This window comes from Pseudomonas sp. Pseusp21 (assembly GCF_059492145.1).
On the sequence record NZ_CP168520.1, the window covers coordinates 5174939 to 5189897 of the forward strand.

Consider the following 14959-nt stretch of genomic DNA (forward strand, 5'->3'; position numbering starts at 1 on the left):
ATCAGGCCGCTATCAGATCCCGGGCATGTTGTGCTTCGACCGGTTTGAGCACATCACCGAACAAGGCTTTCTGCACCGCTTGCTGGGCCTCGTACGCCAATGCCGCGCGCTCCCGACCGTGGCAGGCAATCGGCTTGAGCAGATGAATCTCGACATCGCCGCAGTCGTTGCTGAACAGGCGCATCAGGTGCGACAGCAGATCATCGTCACCAATGAACGGCGCCAGCGAATCGATCTTGCCGTCGCGCAGGTAACGGATCGCCACTGGTTGCAGCATCACCTCGGAATCAATCGCCGCCGACAACAGGCGACCATGAAAGGTGCGCAGCGAACGGCCATCGGTGGTGGTGCCTTCCGGGAACATCAGCAGCGGATGATCGGTTTGCAGGTGACGGGTCATCTGCTTGCGGATCAACTGGCTGTCGCCCGATCCGCGACGGATGAACAGGCTGCCGGCCTTCGCCGCGAGCCAACCGGCCACCGGCCAGGTGCGTACTTCGGCCTTGGACAGAAACGACAGCGGCGTAAGCATGCCGAGCAGCGGAATGTCGGTCCACGACACATGGTTGCTGACCCACAGCATCGGCTGCTTCGGCAGCTCGCCATGCACGGTCACGCGAAAGGGCAGGGCATTGCTCAGACGCGCCATGAAAAACCGCGACCAGCGCTGCCGACGCTCCATCGAATGGGCCAGACCCAAACGCTCGAACACCCCGAAGACACCGGCCATGCTCAGGCCCAGCGTCACCACCAGCAGCACTCGCGCGATCCGCGCGTACACCCGCAGCCGGCTCATTACACGGCCGCCTTGAAGTGCTTGGCGTAGCGCGGGCAGAGTTCGTCGCGCTTGAGCAGGATGAACACGTCGGCGACCTGGAAATCTTCGTCCCAGCACGGCTCGCCGCAGATCTTCGCGCCCAGGCGCATGTAGGCCTTGAGCAGCGGCGGCATTTCGGCGATCACGTTCGACGGAATGTCGAGGCTCGGCAGTGGATTCTTCGGTTCGGCGCGCAGGTGTTCGGTGCACAGATAGCGTTCGCGCAGGCGCTGCATGATCGCGTGGGCCTGTACACCGCCGTCCTGCATCGGGATGCTCGCGCAACCCATCAGGTAGCTGTAGCCGCCCTGATTCAGGACTTCGGCCAGTTCGCCCCACAGCACGGCGATGGTGCCGCCGTTGCGGTAGGCCGGGTCGACGCAGGTGCGGCCGATTTCCAGGATCGGGCCTTGCAGACCGGCGAGGCCGTGCAGGCTGAATTCTTCTTCGCTGTAGAACTTGCCCAGGCTGCTGGCGGCGGTGTGATCGAGCAAACGGGTGGTCGCCACCAGGCGGCCGGTGTTCAGGTCACGCACGCCGATGTGGCTGCAGTGAACATCATAGTCATCCATGTCCAGACCCAGCTCCGCGCCGTTCAGCTTGGCGTTGAACTCGCCGCTGAACACGTTGAAGCGCAAGGCCTGGGCTTGCTGCAAGGCCTCGGCGCCGATCAGGCGTTCGGCTTGCAGGCGGCGTTCATTGCCGGTGTCGCTGATGCGGGCGATCTGAGTCATGTGAATCTCCGTACGGGCCTTGAACCCGTCATGGGTTGCAGCCGATCGACTTTCTTTATGCAGCCGTGTTGTGCAAAGTCAGGCTATGTAGCCCCGGTGTCATCGCCATGAATGTTTGGTGATGCTTATATGACAGCCCACGAGGAGCCTCTGATGACCTGGTCGACCCTGCTGGAATGCCGCGAACGCCTGCCCGCCGTTGCCGATCTGGCGGAGGACTTCGCCACGTTGCTGCAGCAACTGGGCAGCGTGACGCCGTTCGAACTGGCGGTGGCGGGAGGGCGGCGGATGGCGACGCCGGGGCTGGCGTTTCTGGTGGGTTATCAGGCGGCGCTGCGCATGCTCTGGCCGAGCGCGCCGCCGAGCCTCGGTGCGATGTGCGCGACCGAGCAGCGCAGCCTGCGCCCGGCGGACATGCAGACCCGGCTCACGGATCTGCGCCTCACCGGGCAAAAGGATTTCGTCACCGCCGGCGATGCGGCCGACTGGCTGCTGATCGCCGCGCGCAGTGAACAACCCGGCGAATCACCGCGCCTGAGCCTGGCGGTGGTGTACCCCGGCGAACCCGGCGTGCGGGTGGAAAAACTCCCGGCGCTGCCGTTGATGCCGGACATCAGCCATGGTCGTCTGCATCTCGACGATGCGTTGTGCGAGTTGCTCGCCGGGGACGGTTGGGATGCTTACGTCAAACCGTTCCGCACCCTTGAAGACGTTTACGTGTTGAGTGCAATGACCGCGTGGTTGTGCGGCGTCGGTCAGGACAGCGGCTGGCCGCAGCCGCTGCAATTGCGCTTGCTGGCGCTGTTGGCCGGATGTGCGGAAGTCAGTCGGCAGCCGCCGAACAATCCGGCGGGGCATGTGTTGCTCGGCGGATTGTTTGCGCAGTTCGACGGGCTCAAACCGGAGGTTGATCAGGCACTGCGCGACGGCAATCCCGAATGGGCGGCGATGTGGCAGCGCGATCAATCAGTCATGCAACTGGCGGCAGGCGCGCGGGCCAAGCGTCTGGCCAAGGCGTTGGCGGCAAACCAAAACACATCTGTCATGAACGCCGGCTAGTCTTCTCAGGTTCATCCCCAGAGCCCTCACCATGTTCAAAGGCCTGTCCCTGTTTCTGCTGCTGATCAGCTTCACGGTTCAGGCCGAACAATGGCCGGGCAAGCAATGGCCGACCGGCGCGAAACTCACCGGTCCAGCCGTCGATGCACTGGAGGCCTATGCCTTCCCGACCCGCGATGACAACACCCGCCAAGGCATCCGCACCGACGCCTTGCTGGTGATCCGCGACGGTCAGCTCATCTACGAACGCTACGCCGCCGCGACCACCGCCGACACCCCGCACCTGACCTGGTCGATCAGCAAAAGCCTGATGGCCACGGTGCTCGGCGTGGCGTACGGCGAAGGCCTGTTCAAGCTCGATGATCCCGTCGCGAAGTTCTACCCGACGCTGGAAAAACACCCGGCCATCACGATCAAGGATCTGCTGCACTGGGCCTCGGGCATCGAATGGCAGGAAGACTACGAGTACGCCCCACTGAAATCCTCGGTGGTGGCCATGCTCTACACCCGTGGCCACCGCGACATGGCTGCCTTCACCGCCGATCACGACCGCTACGCGCCAGCGGGGCAGGTGTTCCGCTATTCCAGCGGCGACAGCAATCTGTTGGCGGCGGCGCTGAAAACCATCGTCGGCCCACAGCGTTATCCCGACTATCCGTGGACAGCGCTTTTCGATCCCTTGGGCATCCGCCATGCCACGTGGGAAACCGACGCCACCGGCACCTTCGTCGCCTCTTCCTACGCTTATATGACCGCCCGGGATCTGGCGCGAATCGGCCTGCTGATGGAACGGGACGGACGCTGGAACGACCGGCAGTTGCTGCCCAAAGACTGGGTCGCCTTCAACCGCCAACCCTTCGCCGGCTACAAGGCCCATCAGGATGAAGCCGTGCCCGGCGGCCAGTGGTGGCTCAATCGCCCGGCAGACGGCGCGCCGACGCCATGGCCCGACGCACCGCCCGACACCTTCGCCGCCCTCGGCCACTGGGGCCAGGCGCTGTACGTGATTCCGAGCGAAAAACTGGTGATCGTGCGCTACGCCGATGACCGCGACGGCAGCTATCGCCACAACGAATTGCTCAAGCGCGTGCTCGGGGCGGTGCGGCCATGAAACTGTTCAGACGTGTTCTGCTGGTTCTGTTAATCGTGCTGCTGGGCTGGGGCTGGCACGAGCGCGAAAACCTGTGGGCCTTCCCGGACATCATCAGCGCCTACACCGCCAAGGAATATTGTTCGTGCCGCTACGTGATGAACAACGACGCCGAATATTGCCGGGGCTACGTGAAGCAGTGGCTGCCCAGTGAACTGACCGATGACCGCACACAAAAGATCGTCACCGCCAGCGGCCTGGGACGCAGCAACAGCGCCCAATGGCAAGGCGAACGCCAGGGCTGTCGCCTGCAACCCTGATCCCGTTCCACCCTGTGGAACCACATTCGATTGTCCTCTCGCGTGTCTCGCGTTTATCTGGCGGTGAGCACGACCTGCCGTTCACGTGTCGTGAAACAACACCGAACAAAAAGACCGGGAACACCCGCGCGAGGAGAACCGTCATGCCCCGACATCAGCACATTCTTGCCTGGCTCAACGATGTGGCCAGCGACCTGCACGCCACCCGCCAGGACATTCACGCCCACCCTGAACTCGGTTTCGAAGAAAGCCGCACCTCGGCGCTGGTCGCCCGTTCGCTCGAAGAGTGGGGCTATGAAGTTCACACCGGGGTCGGCAAGACCGGCGTGGTCGGCGTGCTGCGCAACGGCAGCAGCACACGCAAGCTCGGGCTGCGGGCCGACATGGATGCGCTGCCGATCATCGAGAACACCGGCGTCGCCTACAGCAGCCGGCATCAAGGCTGCATGCACGCCTGCGGCCACGACGGGCACACCGCGATGTTGCTCGGTGCGGCGCGTTATCTGGCGGCGACCCGCCAGTTCGACGGCACCCTGACGCTGATTTTCCAGCCCGCCGAAGAAGGCCAGGGCGGGGCCGAAGCGATGCTCGCCGATGGCCTGCTCGAACGCTTCCCGTGCGATGCGCTGTTCGGCATGCACAACATGCCGGGCCTGCCGGCGGGGCATCTGGGCTTTCGCGAAGGGCCGATGATGGCTTCGCAGGACTTGCTCACCGTGACCATCGAAGGCGTCGGCGGCCACGGTTCGATGCCGCATCTGGCGGTGGATCCGTTGGTGGCCGCAGCCAGTGTGGTGATGGCTTTGCAAACCGTGGTCGCGCGCAATATCGATGCGCAGCAGGCGGCGGTGGTAACGGTCGGCGCATTGCAGGCCGGCGAAGCGGCGAACGTGATTCCGCAACAGGCGATCCTGCGCCTGAGCCTGCGTGCACTGAACGCCGAAGTCCGCGTTCAGACACTGGACCGCGTGCGCTCGATCATCGAGTCCCAGGCCGAAAGCTTCGGCTGCACCTCGACCATCGAACACCGTCCGGCCTACCCGGTGCTGGTCAACCACGCCGCCGAAACCGAGTTCGCTCGTCAGGTCGGCGTCGAACTGGTGGGCGCCGATGCCGTCGATGGCAACACTCCGAAACTGATGGGCAGCGAAGACTTCGCCTGGATGCTCCAGCGCTGCCCCGGCGCGTACCTGTTCATCGGCAACGGCGTGGCGCGGCCGATGGTGCATAACCCGGCGTACGATTTTAACGATGACATTCTGCTGACCGGCGCGGCGTATTGGGGCGCGCTCACCGAGAGCTGGCTCAAGCCGGCCTGATTTCTTCACTTTTTGCTGCCGCTGGAACGCAGGTGCGCATGTGCCTGCGTGGTCAACCCACAGCTTCTGGAGAATCCCCATGCAGACTTCGAACGCAGGCGTTTCGCGCACCCGGCAAGTGGTCGCCGCCGTCATCGGCAACGCCCTGGAATGGTACGACTTCATCGTTTATGGCTTTCTGGCGAGCATCATCGCCCGGCAGTTTTTCCCGTCCGACGACTACGCCTCGCTGCTGATGGCGCTGGCGACCTTCGGCGTCGGCTTTTTCATGCGCCCGGTGGGCGGCATCCTGCTCGGCATCTACTCCGACCGCAAAGGGCGCAAAGCCGCGATGCAGATGATCATCCGCCTGATGACCGTGTCCATCGCCCTGATCGCGTTCGCGCCGAACTACGCCGCCATTGGCATGGGCGCGCCGCTGCTGATCGTGGTGGCGCGAATGCTTCAGGGCTTTGCCACGGGCGGTGAATATGCGAGCGCCACGGCGTTTCTGGTGGAGAGCGCACCGGCCCATCGCAAGGGTTTGTACGGCTCGTGGCAACTGGTCGGGCAATGCCTGGCGGTGTTCAGCGGCGCGGCGATGGTGGCGCTGGTCACGCACCTGTTTTCCCCAGAAGCGCTGGACAGTTGGGGCTGGCGGATTCCGTTCGTGCTCGGCCTGTTGATCGGCCCGGTGGGCTTGTGGATTCGCAAGCACATGGAAGAACCGGAAGAGTTTCTCGAAGCACGCAAGAAAGCCAAAGGCGCAGCGCCAGGTCTGTGGCAGGTGTTGCGCGAACATCGCCGCAGCCTGCTGGTGTCGATGGGCCTGGCGTGCGGGGCGACGGTATCGTTTTACGTAGTGCTGGTGAACATGCCGACCTTCGCCCACAAGAACCTCGGCCTGCCGTTGGATCAGGTGTTGCTGGTGCAGATGCTGGCGGTGGGGTTGATGACCGTGGTGATTCCATTGTCCGGCGCGCTGTCGGATCGCCTCGGTCGGCGGCCGGTGCTGATGGCTTTCACTTTGGCGTTTTTCGTCATGGTCTATCCGCTGTATGTGTGGGTGGCGGCGGCGCCTTCGATCGAGCGCTTGCTGGTGATGCAACTGCTGCTGTGCGCGGCGATTGGCGGGTTCTTCGGCCCGGCTCCGACGGCGCTGGCCGAGCAGTTTCCGATTGAGGTGCGCTCCACCGGCGTGTCGGTGGCCTACAACGTGGCGGTGATGGTGTTCGGTGGTTTTGCGCCGCTGATCGTCACCTGGCTGAGTAAAGTTCTGAACACCCCGGTGGCGCCGTCGTTCTATGTCTTGTTCGCTTGCCTGCTGACCCTGCTCGGGACTTACTGTTTGCAGGAGGCTCCACGCGCGAAGAAATCCGTTGCGCTCAACCTGGGAGTGAAGCCGTGAGTCCGTTGGCCATTGATCCGATTGTCGCCCTCGACGCCGATGCGCTGTCCCGGGCGATCCATGCCCGCAAGGTGTCGTGCCGCGAGGTGATGCAGGCGTATCTGACGCACATCGACCGTTTCAATCCGGCGGTCAACGCGCTGGTCTCGCTGCGCCCTCAGGACGTGTTGTTAAGCGAGGCCGATGAGTGTGACCGGCAACTGGATCGCGGCGAGTCCCGAGGCTGGATGCACGGCATGCCCCAGGCGATCAAGGACCTGGCGGCCACTGCCGGGTTGCGCACTACTCTCGGCTCGCCGCTGTTCGCCGAGCAAGTGCCGCAGCACGATGCGATCAGTGTGGCGCGGGTTCGCGACTGCGGCGCGATCATCATCGGCAAGAGTAACGTTCCGGAGTTCGGCCTCGGTTCGCAGACCTACAACAGCGTGTTCGGCACCACCACCAACGCCTACGATCCGGGCCTGATCGCCGGCGGCAGCAGCGGCGGGGCAGCGGTGGCACTGGCCCTGCGCCTGCTGCCGGTGGCCGACGGCAGTGACATGATGGGCTCGCTGCGTAACCCGGCGGCGTTCAACAACGTGTTCGGCTTCCGCCCGTCCCAAGGGCGTGTGCCCCATGGGCCGATGCCGGAAGTGTTCGTCCAGCAACTGGCCACCGAAGGGCCGATGGGGCGCACGGTCACCGACGTCGCGCGATTGCTCTCGACCCAGGCCGGCTACGATCCGCGCGTGCCGCTATCGCTGGCCGATGAACCACGGGACTTCAGCCTGGATCTGCAACAGGACTGCAACGGCCTGCGCCTCGGCTGGCTCGGCGATTACAACGGCTATCTGCCGATGGACGATGGCGTGTTGAGCCTGTGCGAGTCGGCGCTGGCGGATTTCAGTGCGCTGGGCTGTCAGGTCGAGGCCTGCCAGCCGGACTTTTCCATGGAGCGCCTGTGGCAGACCTGGCTCACCCACCGGCATTTTCTGGTGCAGGGCAGCCTCGGCGCGGCGTATGCCGATCCGCAAAAACGGTCATTGCTCAAACCCGAAGCGCAATGGGAAATCGAGGGCGGTCTGCGTCTGACCGCTGCCGAGGTCTATCAGGCGTCGGTCGCGCGCAGCGAGTGGTATCGCGCGTTGAGCGAGTTGTTCGAGCGTTACGATTTCCTGCTGCTGCCCACCGCCCAAGTGTTCCCTTTTGATGCACAGCAAGCGTGGCCGCGAGTCGTCGGCGGGCAGACCATGGACACCTATCACCGCTGGATGGAGGTGGTGATCGGCCCGACGCTGGCGGGGCTGCCGAGCATCAGCGTGCCGGTCGGTTTCAACCCGGCCGGGTTGCCGATGGGCCTGCAAATCATCGGCCCGGCCCAGGCGGATCGGGCGGTGCTGCAACTGGCCTACGCTCATGAACAACTGACCCGTTGGGTCGAACGGCGACCGCCGGCATGCCTGCAATCCGCCTGAGCGGCCCGCATCTTGCTGCACGAAGTGATCTTTCATCCGTATCCATGGAGGTCGAACACATGGGCAGCAAGGCAGACACCGGTAGCGTGCGCTCGGTCGAACGGGCGCTGGCCATCGTCGAGTTGCTTGGCGAGCATCAGGCGTTGGGGCTGGAAGAGTTGCACTACCTGACAACCCTGCCCAAGGCCACGGTGTCGCGGATGCTCGCGACCTTGCAGGAGCAGGGCTGGATCTATCGCGGCCTCAGCGACCGCCGCTACCGGTTGTGCGCCAAACGGCTGTTCGGTGATCGTCAGCAACGTTTCAAACGCCACCTGGTGGAAAGCGCCGCGCCGATGCTGCTGGAGCTCAGCGAGCGCACCGGGCTGGTGGCGGATCTGTCGTGCTTCGACGGCGAACGGGTTGAAGTGATGGAAAGTGCGATCCCGCAGGTGTTGCGCAAGCGCTATCCAACGAACTGCCAGATCGTCGGCCATCACGCCAGCCTGTTTCATTCGGCCATGGGCCGCGCGTGCCTCGGCGAACTCGACAGCCAGGACGTGAAACGTCTGGCCGAGCGCGAACAATTGGCGGATGACGGTGTATTGCAGGCCACCGAACAAGCCTTGCATCAGGGTTTCGGCCAGCGCACTGAAGGTTATTGGGAATACCCGGTGCGCCTGCCGTTCCTGATTCGCGCGGTGGCGTTGCCGATTCGTGCGCAAGGGCGGCTGGTCGGCAGTATGGCGCTGCACTGGCCAATGGATCAGGCGCCGGTGGAACGGGTGCTGAGCCTGCACCTCAACAGCCTCGCGTCGACTATCGGCGAGGTGCAGCAGGCATTGGCCTGAGTGTTTGCACAGACTGACAGTTTGCAATAACGCCAAGGCCAGTTAAGGTTCGTGCACGTTTATCGGCCCCACGAGTTTTCAATGTTCAACCGTTCTCTGTGCAACGCCTTCGCCGGCCTGCTGCTGGGCGCCGCTGTGCTGCCGGCCCAGGCCAATTGGTATCTGGACGGCGAGTCGTCGCGGCTGTCGTTCGTCAGCACGAAAAACGCCAATATTTCTGAAGTGCAGCGCTTTCTGGTGCTGCACGGCAAGGTCGATCCCGACGGGCGCGCCGTGGTCGAGGTCGAGCTGGACTCGATCAACAGCGGCATCCCGCTGCGCGACGAGCGCATGCGCAAGGAGTTGTTCCAGATCGAACAATTCCCCGAAGCGACCATCACCACCCAGATCGACCTGCGCCCGATCAACGATCTGGCCCCCGGCGCGCAGCTTGAATTGCGCCTGCCGCTGACCGTCAATCTGCACGGCAAACAGCATGAATACCCCGCCGAACTGCTCGCCACGCGCCTCGATGACCGACGCTTTCAAGTGGTGACCCTGGAGCCGCTGGTGATCAGCGCCGAGGATTTCGATCTGCTGCCGGGCCTGGAAAGCCTGCGCAACCTGGCCGGCCTGTCGGCCATCAGTCTGTCGGTGCCGGTGGGTGCGGTGCTGATCTTCACGGCGCGCTGACATGCGCGGCGCGGTGTTTCCGTGGCGTGATGGCAACCGCTTCGAGCTGTTGATCGACGGCCCGCAATTCTTCCCGCGCATGCTCGACGAAATTGCCCGTGCCCGCGAGCAGATCGAGCTGGAGCTGTATCTGGTGGAAGCCGGCGCCTGTGCCGAAACCATCGTGCAGGCGCTGGTACTGGCGGCGGAGCGGGGCGTGCGGGTGCGTTGCCTGTTCGATGATTACGGCAGCCTCGCGTTCACTCTCACGCTGCGCCGGCGGCTGACCGGGGCCGGGGTCGAGCTGCGTTTTTACAATCGGCTGAACTGGCGGCGCTGGGTCGGCAATTTCTATCGCGATCACCGCAAGCTGTTGTTGGTCGACCAGCGTCTGGCGGTGGTCGGTGGCACCGGGGTCACCGACGAGTTCTGGACGCCGGGCCACGACACCAGCGAATGGCACGAGGTCATGGTGCAGATCACCGGCCCGCTGGTGCTCGACTGGCAACTGCTGTTCGACCGTCAATGGATCGCCAACCGCCATCGCCGGGCCTGGCGGCCCAACGCGCATTTCGGCCTGCCACGGTTGCCCCGCGTGCCGGACACGGGCGAGGGCATGGGCCGCGTGGCCTACGCCGACGCCCGCCAGCATCGCGACATTCTGCAATCGCTGTTCCGCGCGCTGAACAGCGGCCAGCAGCGGATCTGGCTGGCCACACCGTACTTTCTGCCGACCTGGAAAATCCGCCGCTCCCTGCGTAAGGCTGCCGCCCGTGGCCTCGATGTACGTCTGCTGCTGACCGGGCCGCGTACCGATCATCCGTCGGTGCGTTATGCGGGGCACCGTTACTACCCGCGCCTGCTCAAGGCCGGGGTGAAAATCTACGAGTACCAGCCGTGTTTCCTGCACCTGAAAATGGTGCTGGTGGACGACTGGGTCAGCATCGGCTCGTGCAATTTCGATCACTGGAATCTGCGCTTCAATCTTGAGGCGAATCTGGAAGCGCTGGACCCGTCACTGACGGCAGCGGTGGCGGCGAGTTTCGAGAAGGACTTCGGCCTGAGTCAGCAGGTGAGCCTGGAGGAATGGCGGAAACGGCCACTGTGGCGGCGGGTGAAGCAGCGGGTGTGGGGTTGGGTAGATCGGGTGGTGGTCAACTTGCTCGACAGACGCGGCTAGTCGCTGTCCCCGATTGATCGTTCCCACGTCGAGGCGTCGAACCGTCCGCGTGGGAATGCAGCCCGGGACGCTCCGCGTCCCAAAGCGGACGCAGAGCGTCCATTGAGGCATTCCCACGCGGAGCGTGGGAACGATCGGTTACAGGTTTTGCAGCGCTTGGCTAATTACAGCAGTTCAAAGCTCTGCTGCGTCACGTCCTGGGAATCCAGGCCGATCTGCACGTTGAACTTGCCAGGCTCGGCCGCGTACTTGAGCTGGGCGTTGTAGAACTTCAGGTCATCTTCGGTGATGGTGAAGTGCACGACTTTCTGCTCGCCGGCCTTGAGCATGATTTTCTGGAAGTTCTTCAGTTCCTTGACCGGACGGATCATCGACCCGGTGACGTCCTGGATATACAGCTGCACCACGGTTTCGCCGTCACGTTTGCCGGTGTTCTTGACCATGACACTGGCGTCGAGCTTGCCGGTGGCGTTCAGGGTGGTCGAGGACAGCGCCATGTCGCTGAGGCTGAAGTTGGTGTAGCTCAGGCCATAACCGAACGGGAACAGGGGCCCGGTGGTGTCATCGAAATACTGCGAGGTGTAGTTGCCCGGTTTGCCCGGCGTGAACGGCCGGCCAATGCTCAGGTGGTTGTAGTAGGTCGGGATCTGGCCCACGGAACGCGGGAAGGTCACCGGCAGTTTGCCCGACGGGTTGTAGTCGCCGAACAGCACGTCGGCGATGGCGTTGCCGCCCTCGGTGCCGCTGAACCAGGTTTCCAGAATCGCGTCGGCCTGTTCCTTCTCCTCGAGGATGGTCAGCGGACGGCCGTTCATCAGCACCAGCACCAACGGCTTGCCGGTGGCTTTCAGGGCACGGATCAGCTCGCGCTGGTTTTCCGGGATGTTCAGGTCGGTGCGGCTCGACGATTCGTGGGACATGCCACGGGACTCGCCCACGGCCGCAACCACCACGTCAGCATCCTTGGCGGCTTTCACCGCTTCGTCGATCAACACGTTGGCCGGACGCGGGTCATCGACCACTTCCGGGGCGTCGAAGTTGAGGAAGTTCAGGTAGTCGAGAACCTTCTTGTCGCTGGTGATGTTGGCGCCACGGGCGTAGATCAGGTTCGCCTTGTCGCCGATCACATTGCTCATGCCGTCGAACAGGGTCACCGATTGCGCCGGACGACCGGCGGCCGCCCAACTGCCCATCATGTCGATCGGAGCCTTGGCCAGCGGGCCGACCAGCGCAACTTTGGCGGTTTTCTTCAGCGGCAGGGTTTCGTTCTGGTTTTTCAGCAGCACCAGGCTGCGACGCGCCACTTCACGGGCGTCGGCGCGGTGCAGGCGACTTTCGGCGTAGGTGTCGGCCGGATCGTCTTCAGCCTTGCCGATGCGCAGGTACGGGTCCTTGAACAGGCCCATGTCGTACTTGGCGGCGAGGACTTCACGCACGGCGTTGTCGATGTCTTGCTGTTCGATCTCGCCGGACTTGAGCAGCCCCGGCAGCTCTTTGCCGTATAAGGTGTCGTTCATGCTCATGTCGATGCCGGCCTTGATCGCCAGCTTCGCCGCTTCACGACCGTCGCGGGCTACGCCGTGCTTGATCAGTTCGAAGATCGCGCCGTGGTCGCTGACCGCCAGGCCCTTGAAGCCCCAGTCCTTGCGCAGCAAGTCGTTCATCAGCCAGGTGTTGGCGGTGGCCGGGATGCCGTTGATCGAGTTCAACGCCACCATCACGCCGCCGGCGCCAGCGTCGATGGCTGCGCGGTACGGTGGCAGATAGTCCTGGTACATCTTCACCGGGCTCATGTCGACGGTGTTGTAGTCGCGACCGCCCTCGACCGCGCCGTACAGGGCGAAGTGCTTGACGCTGGCCATGATGCTGTCGGCCGCGCTCGGGGTCTCGCCCTGATAGGCCTTGACCATGACTTTGGCGATGCGTGAGGTCAGGTAGGTGTCTTCACCGAAACCTTCGGAGCTGCGGCCCCAGCGCGGGTCGCGGGAGATGTCGACCATTGGCGCGAAGGTGATGTCGAGGCTGTCGGCGGCGGCTTCCTTGGCGGCAACGCGCCCGGACTGGCCGATGGCGTCCATGTCCCAGCTCGACGCCAGGGCCAGCGGAATCGGGAAAATCGTACGGTGACCGTGGATCACGTCGTACGCGAAAAACATCGGAATCTTCAGCCGGCTGCGCATGGCAGCATCCTGCATCGGACGGTTTTCCGGGCGGGTGATCGAGTTGAAGGTGCCGCCGATGTTGCCGGCGGCGATCTCTTTGCGGATCAGCTCGCGGGGCATTTCCGGGCCGATGCTGATCAGGCGCAACTGGCCGATTTTCTCGTCGAGGGTCATCTGTTTCATCAGATTACTGATGAACGCATCCTTGTTTTCCAGGGGGACCGGGGTCGTGGCGGCCAGTACTTGATGACTGGCCAGGCTGACGAACAGGCCCAGCAAACACAGCTTCTTCATGAATAGTTTTCTCAAGGGCCTAAACGGCGTTACAACACCGGCCAGCCAAAATGTAGGGAGCGACTATTGTTGTTCGGGTGCTGATTCAGAAAACGACAGCCGAATGTACGTCGAACGTTTCGGCGACGTGATCGCGCAGGGCCTCTTTTTAGCCCATCGGCCCGCTGCAATCCAGTGGCGGGGGCGATTATGCCCCAACCGTCGGCTGAGAATGTTTCGCGATTCATTATTCATGAAATGTGCAAGGGAGCACCCGTCCGATGAATGTCAGTCCTGTCTACCGCTCGCGTTTGCAGGTCGCCACCTTGCTGGTGCTGGCCACGTTGTTGACCGCTTGCGGCATCAACAACATTCCGACCCTCGACGAACAGGCCAAGGCCGCCTGGGGCCAGGTGCAGAACCAGTACCAGCGGCGCGCCGACCTGATCCCCAATCTGGTAGAAACCGTGAAGGGCTATGCCAAACACGAGGAAGCAACCCTGACGGCAGTTATCGAGGCGCGGGCCAAGGCGACGTCGATCCAGGTCGATGCCAGCACTCTCGACAATCCGGAAAAACTCAAGCAGTTCCAGCAGGCCCAGGATCAACTGACCGGTGCCTTGAGCCGGTTGATGGTGGTGTCCGAACGCTATCCGGACCTGAAAGCCAACCAGAACTTCCTCGCCCTGCAATCGCAACTCGAGGGTACGGAAAACCGCATCGCCGTAGCCCGACGGGATTTCATTCTGGCGGTGCAGAAATACAACACCGAGATCCGCACCTTTCCCGGTCGTCTGTGGCACAGCGTGATGTACAGCAATTTGCCGATACGCGAGACCTTCGAAGCCACCAGCCCCGGCGCGGACAAGGCCCCGGAAGTGAAGTTCTGAGCCGGGGATGCCCATGCGTGTGTTGAAGATGGGCCTGGTGCTGATGCTGTGGCTGTTTGCCGTCAGCGCCCGGGCCGAGTTGACCTTTCCGGCGCTGACCGGGCGGGTGGTGGACGAGGCGCAGATGATCGAGCCGTCGGTGCGCACGCAACTGAGCCAGCAGTTGCAGGCCCACGAGCAGGCGACCGGCGAACAGTTGGTGGTGGTGACGTTACCGAATCTGCAAGGCGCCACCATTGAGGACTATGGCGTCGAACTCGGCCGGCATTGGGGCATCGGCCAGAAGGACAAGAACAACGGCGCCCTGTTGATCATCGCCCGGGACGAGCGCAAATTGCGCATCGAAGTCGGCTACGGGCTGGAGGACCGGCTGACCGACGCCCAGAGCTCGGTGATCATCCATCAGGTAATCACGCCGTCGTTCAAGGCCGGCAATTTCAGCAAGGGCATCAGCGACGGCGTGGCGGCGATGCTGGTAGTGCTGGGCGGCAATCCGCTGGACGAACCGTCCACGGTGTATGAATCGGCTGGCGATCCCGCCGATGATTTCGTCTCGCGCCACCCGGCGTTGTTCGTATTTCTGGTGATGTTGTTCATCCTGACTGTTTTTGTCTGCCAGATGCTCGGTATCCTTCCCGCCGGCCGGGGCGGCTCCGGAGGAGGGGGCGGCTTCGGTGGCGGTGGTTTTGGCGGCGGCGGTGGAGGCGGGGGCTTCAGCGGCGGCGGTGGCAGTTTCGGCGGGGGCGGTTCCTCCGGCGGCTGGTGATAACAATAATGAGCAGGCACTTCACGA

14 protein-coding genes are annotated in these 14959 nt (G+C 63.4%); 11 read left to right on the plus strand and 3 right to left on the minus strand.

Annotated features, from left to right (window positions below; all coding sequences use genetic code 11):
* Nucleotide 1 precedes the first annotated feature (1 nt).
* Nucleotides 2-796, minus strand: a complete 795-nt coding sequence (locus ACEN93_RS23485; RefSeq protein WP_495610554.1) for a lysophospholipid acyltransferase family protein — start codon at nt 794-796, stop codon at nt 2-4.
* A complete protein-coding gene (gene olsB / locus ACEN93_RS23490) occupies nt 796-1551 on the minus strand; it encodes an L-ornithine N(alpha)-acyltransferase (RefSeq protein ID WP_007957877.1) in 756 nt (251 codons plus the stop codon). Before olsB ends, ACEN93_RS23485 begins: the two co-directional genes overlap by 1 nt.
* Before the next feature lie 153 nt (nt 1552-1704).
* Between olsB and ACEN93_RS23495 the strand changes: the two genes are divergently transcribed.
* The 9 genes from ACEN93_RS23495 (at nt 1705) to ACEN93_RS23535 (ending at nt 10841) form a co-directional block, all read left to right on the plus strand.
* Nucleotides 1705-2610 (plus strand): acyl-CoA dehydrogenase middle domain-containing protein, encoded by a 906-nt coding sequence (locus tag ACEN93_RS23495; RefSeq protein WP_495610555.1) that lies wholly within the window; start codon nt 1705-1707, stop codon nt 2608-2610.
* Nucleotides 2611-2641: 31 nt separating this feature from the next.
* Nucleotides 2642-3721 (plus strand): serine hydrolase domain-containing protein, encoded by a 1080-nt coding sequence (locus ACEN93_RS23500; RefSeq protein WP_495610556.1) that lies wholly within the window; start codon nt 2642-2644, stop codon nt 3719-3721.
* On the plus strand, nt 3718-4020 hold the full coding sequence (locus tag ACEN93_RS23505; RefSeq protein ID WP_495610557.1) for an amidase: 303 nt from the start codon (nt 3718-3720) through the stop codon (nt 4018-4020). The genes ACEN93_RS23500 and ACEN93_RS23505 overlap by 4 nt, the downstream gene beginning before the upstream one ends.
* Nucleotides 4021-4163: 143 nt before the next feature.
* On the plus strand, nt 4164-5339 hold the full coding sequence (locus ACEN93_RS23510) for a M20 aminoacylase family protein (protein WP_085666800.1): 1176 nt from the start codon (nt 4164-4166) through the stop codon (nt 5337-5339).
* Between the two features lie 79 nt (nt 5340-5418).
* A complete protein-coding gene (locus ACEN93_RS23515) occupies nt 5419-6726 on the plus strand; it encodes a citrate-proton symporter (protein ID WP_495610558.1) in 1308 nt (435 codons plus the stop codon).
* Nucleotides 6723-8180 carry an amidase gene (locus ACEN93_RS23520; protein ID WP_074691051.1) on the plus strand — a complete coding sequence of 486 codons (1458 nt, stop codon included), beginning with the start codon at nt 6723-6725 and terminating at the stop codon, nt 8178-8180. Before ACEN93_RS23515 ends, ACEN93_RS23520 begins: the two co-directional genes overlap by 4 nt.
* A gap of 59 nt (nt 8181-8239) precedes the next feature.
* Entirely contained in the window at nt 8240-9010 is a 771-nt protein-coding gene (locus ACEN93_RS23525; RefSeq protein WP_085683240.1) for an IclR family transcriptional regulator, read from the plus strand.
* An 81-nt stretch (nt 9011-9091) separates the two neighbouring features.
* Nucleotides 9092-9682: a YceI family protein gene (locus tag ACEN93_RS23530; RefSeq protein ID WP_495610559.1), complete on the plus strand. Its 591-nt coding sequence runs from the start codon at nt 9092-9094 to the stop codon at nt 9680-9682.
* Nucleotide 9683: 1 nt separating this feature from the next.
* The gene (locus ACEN93_RS23535; protein WP_134334230.1) at nt 9684-10841 is read left to right on the plus strand and encodes a phospholipase D-like domain-containing protein; all 1158 of its coding nucleotides are present in this window, start codon (nt 9684-9686) and stop codon (nt 10839-10841) included.
* Between the two features lie 164 nt (nt 10842-11005).
* Here ACEN93_RS23535 and bglX read toward each other — a convergent pair whose 3' ends face one another.
* Complete coding sequence (gene bglX / locus ACEN93_RS23540; protein WP_163974142.1) at nt 11006-13297, minus strand: beta-glucosidase BglX; 2292 nt, start codon at nt 13295-13297, stop codon at nt 11006-11008.
* Between the two features lie 260 nt (nt 13298-13557).
* On the opposite strand from bglX, the gene ACEN93_RS23545 reads away from it, so the two are divergent.
* Nucleotides 13558-14166: a LemA family protein gene (locus ACEN93_RS23545; protein WP_039771481.1), complete on the plus strand. Its 609-nt coding sequence runs from the start codon at nt 13558-13560 to the stop codon at nt 14164-14166.
* 13 nt (nt 14167-14179) lie between these two features.
* On the plus strand, nt 14180-14932 hold the full coding sequence (locus tag ACEN93_RS23550; RefSeq protein ID WP_495610560.1) for a TPM domain-containing protein: 753 nt from the start codon (nt 14180-14182) through the stop codon (nt 14930-14932).
* The last annotated feature ends 27 nt before the right edge of the window (nt 14933-14959 follow it).

Excerpts from the sequence above, each read along its gene's own strand:
- ACEN93_RS23485 (WP_495610554.1), bottom strand. The coding sequence starts at position 796 with ATGAGCCGGCTGCGGGTGTACGCGCGGATCGCGCGAGTGCTGCTGGTG.
- olsB (WP_007957877.1), bottom strand. The coding sequence starts at position 1,551 with ATGACTCAGATCGCCCGCATCAGCGACACCGGCAATGAACGCCGCCTG.
- ACEN93_RS23495 (WP_495610555.1), top strand. The coding sequence starts at position 1,705 with ATGACCTGGTCGACCCTGCTGGAATGCCGCGAACGCCTGCCCGCCGTT.
- ACEN93_RS23500 (WP_495610556.1), top strand. The coding sequence starts at position 2,642 with ATGTTCAAAGGCCTGTCCCTGTTTCTGCTGCTGATCAGCTTCACGGTT.
- ACEN93_RS23505 (WP_495610557.1), top strand. The coding sequence starts at position 3,718 with ATGAAACTGTTCAGACGTGTTCTGCTGGTTCTGTTAATCGTGCTGCTG.
- ACEN93_RS23510 (WP_085666800.1), top strand. The coding sequence starts at position 4,164 with ATGCCCCGACATCAGCACATTCTTGCCTGGCTCAACGATGTGGCCAGC.
- ACEN93_RS23515 (WP_495610558.1), top strand. The coding sequence starts at position 5,419 with ATGCAGACTTCGAACGCAGGCGTTTCGCGCACCCGGCAAGTGGTCGCC.
- ACEN93_RS23525 (WP_085683240.1), top strand. The coding sequence starts at position 8,240 with ATGGGCAGCAAGGCAGACACCGGTAGCGTGCGCTCGGTCGAACGGGCG.
- ACEN93_RS23530 (WP_495610559.1), top strand. The coding sequence starts at position 9,092 with ATGTTCAACCGTTCTCTGTGCAACGCCTTCGCCGGCCTGCTGCTGGGC.
- ACEN93_RS23535 (WP_134334230.1), top strand. The coding sequence starts at position 9,684 with ATGCGCGGCGCGGTGTTTCCGTGGCGTGATGGCAACCGCTTCGAGCTG.
- bglX (WP_163974142.1), bottom strand. The coding sequence starts at position 13,297 with ATGAAGAAGCTGTGTTTGCTGGGCCTGTTCGTCAGCCTGGCCAGTCAT.
- ACEN93_RS23545 (WP_039771481.1), top strand. The coding sequence starts at position 13,558 with ATGAATGTCAGTCCTGTCTACCGCTCGCGTTTGCAGGTCGCCACCTTG.
- ACEN93_RS23550 (WP_495610560.1), top strand. The coding sequence starts at position 14,180 with ATGCGTGTGTTGAAGATGGGCCTGGTGCTGATGCTGTGGCTGTTTGCC.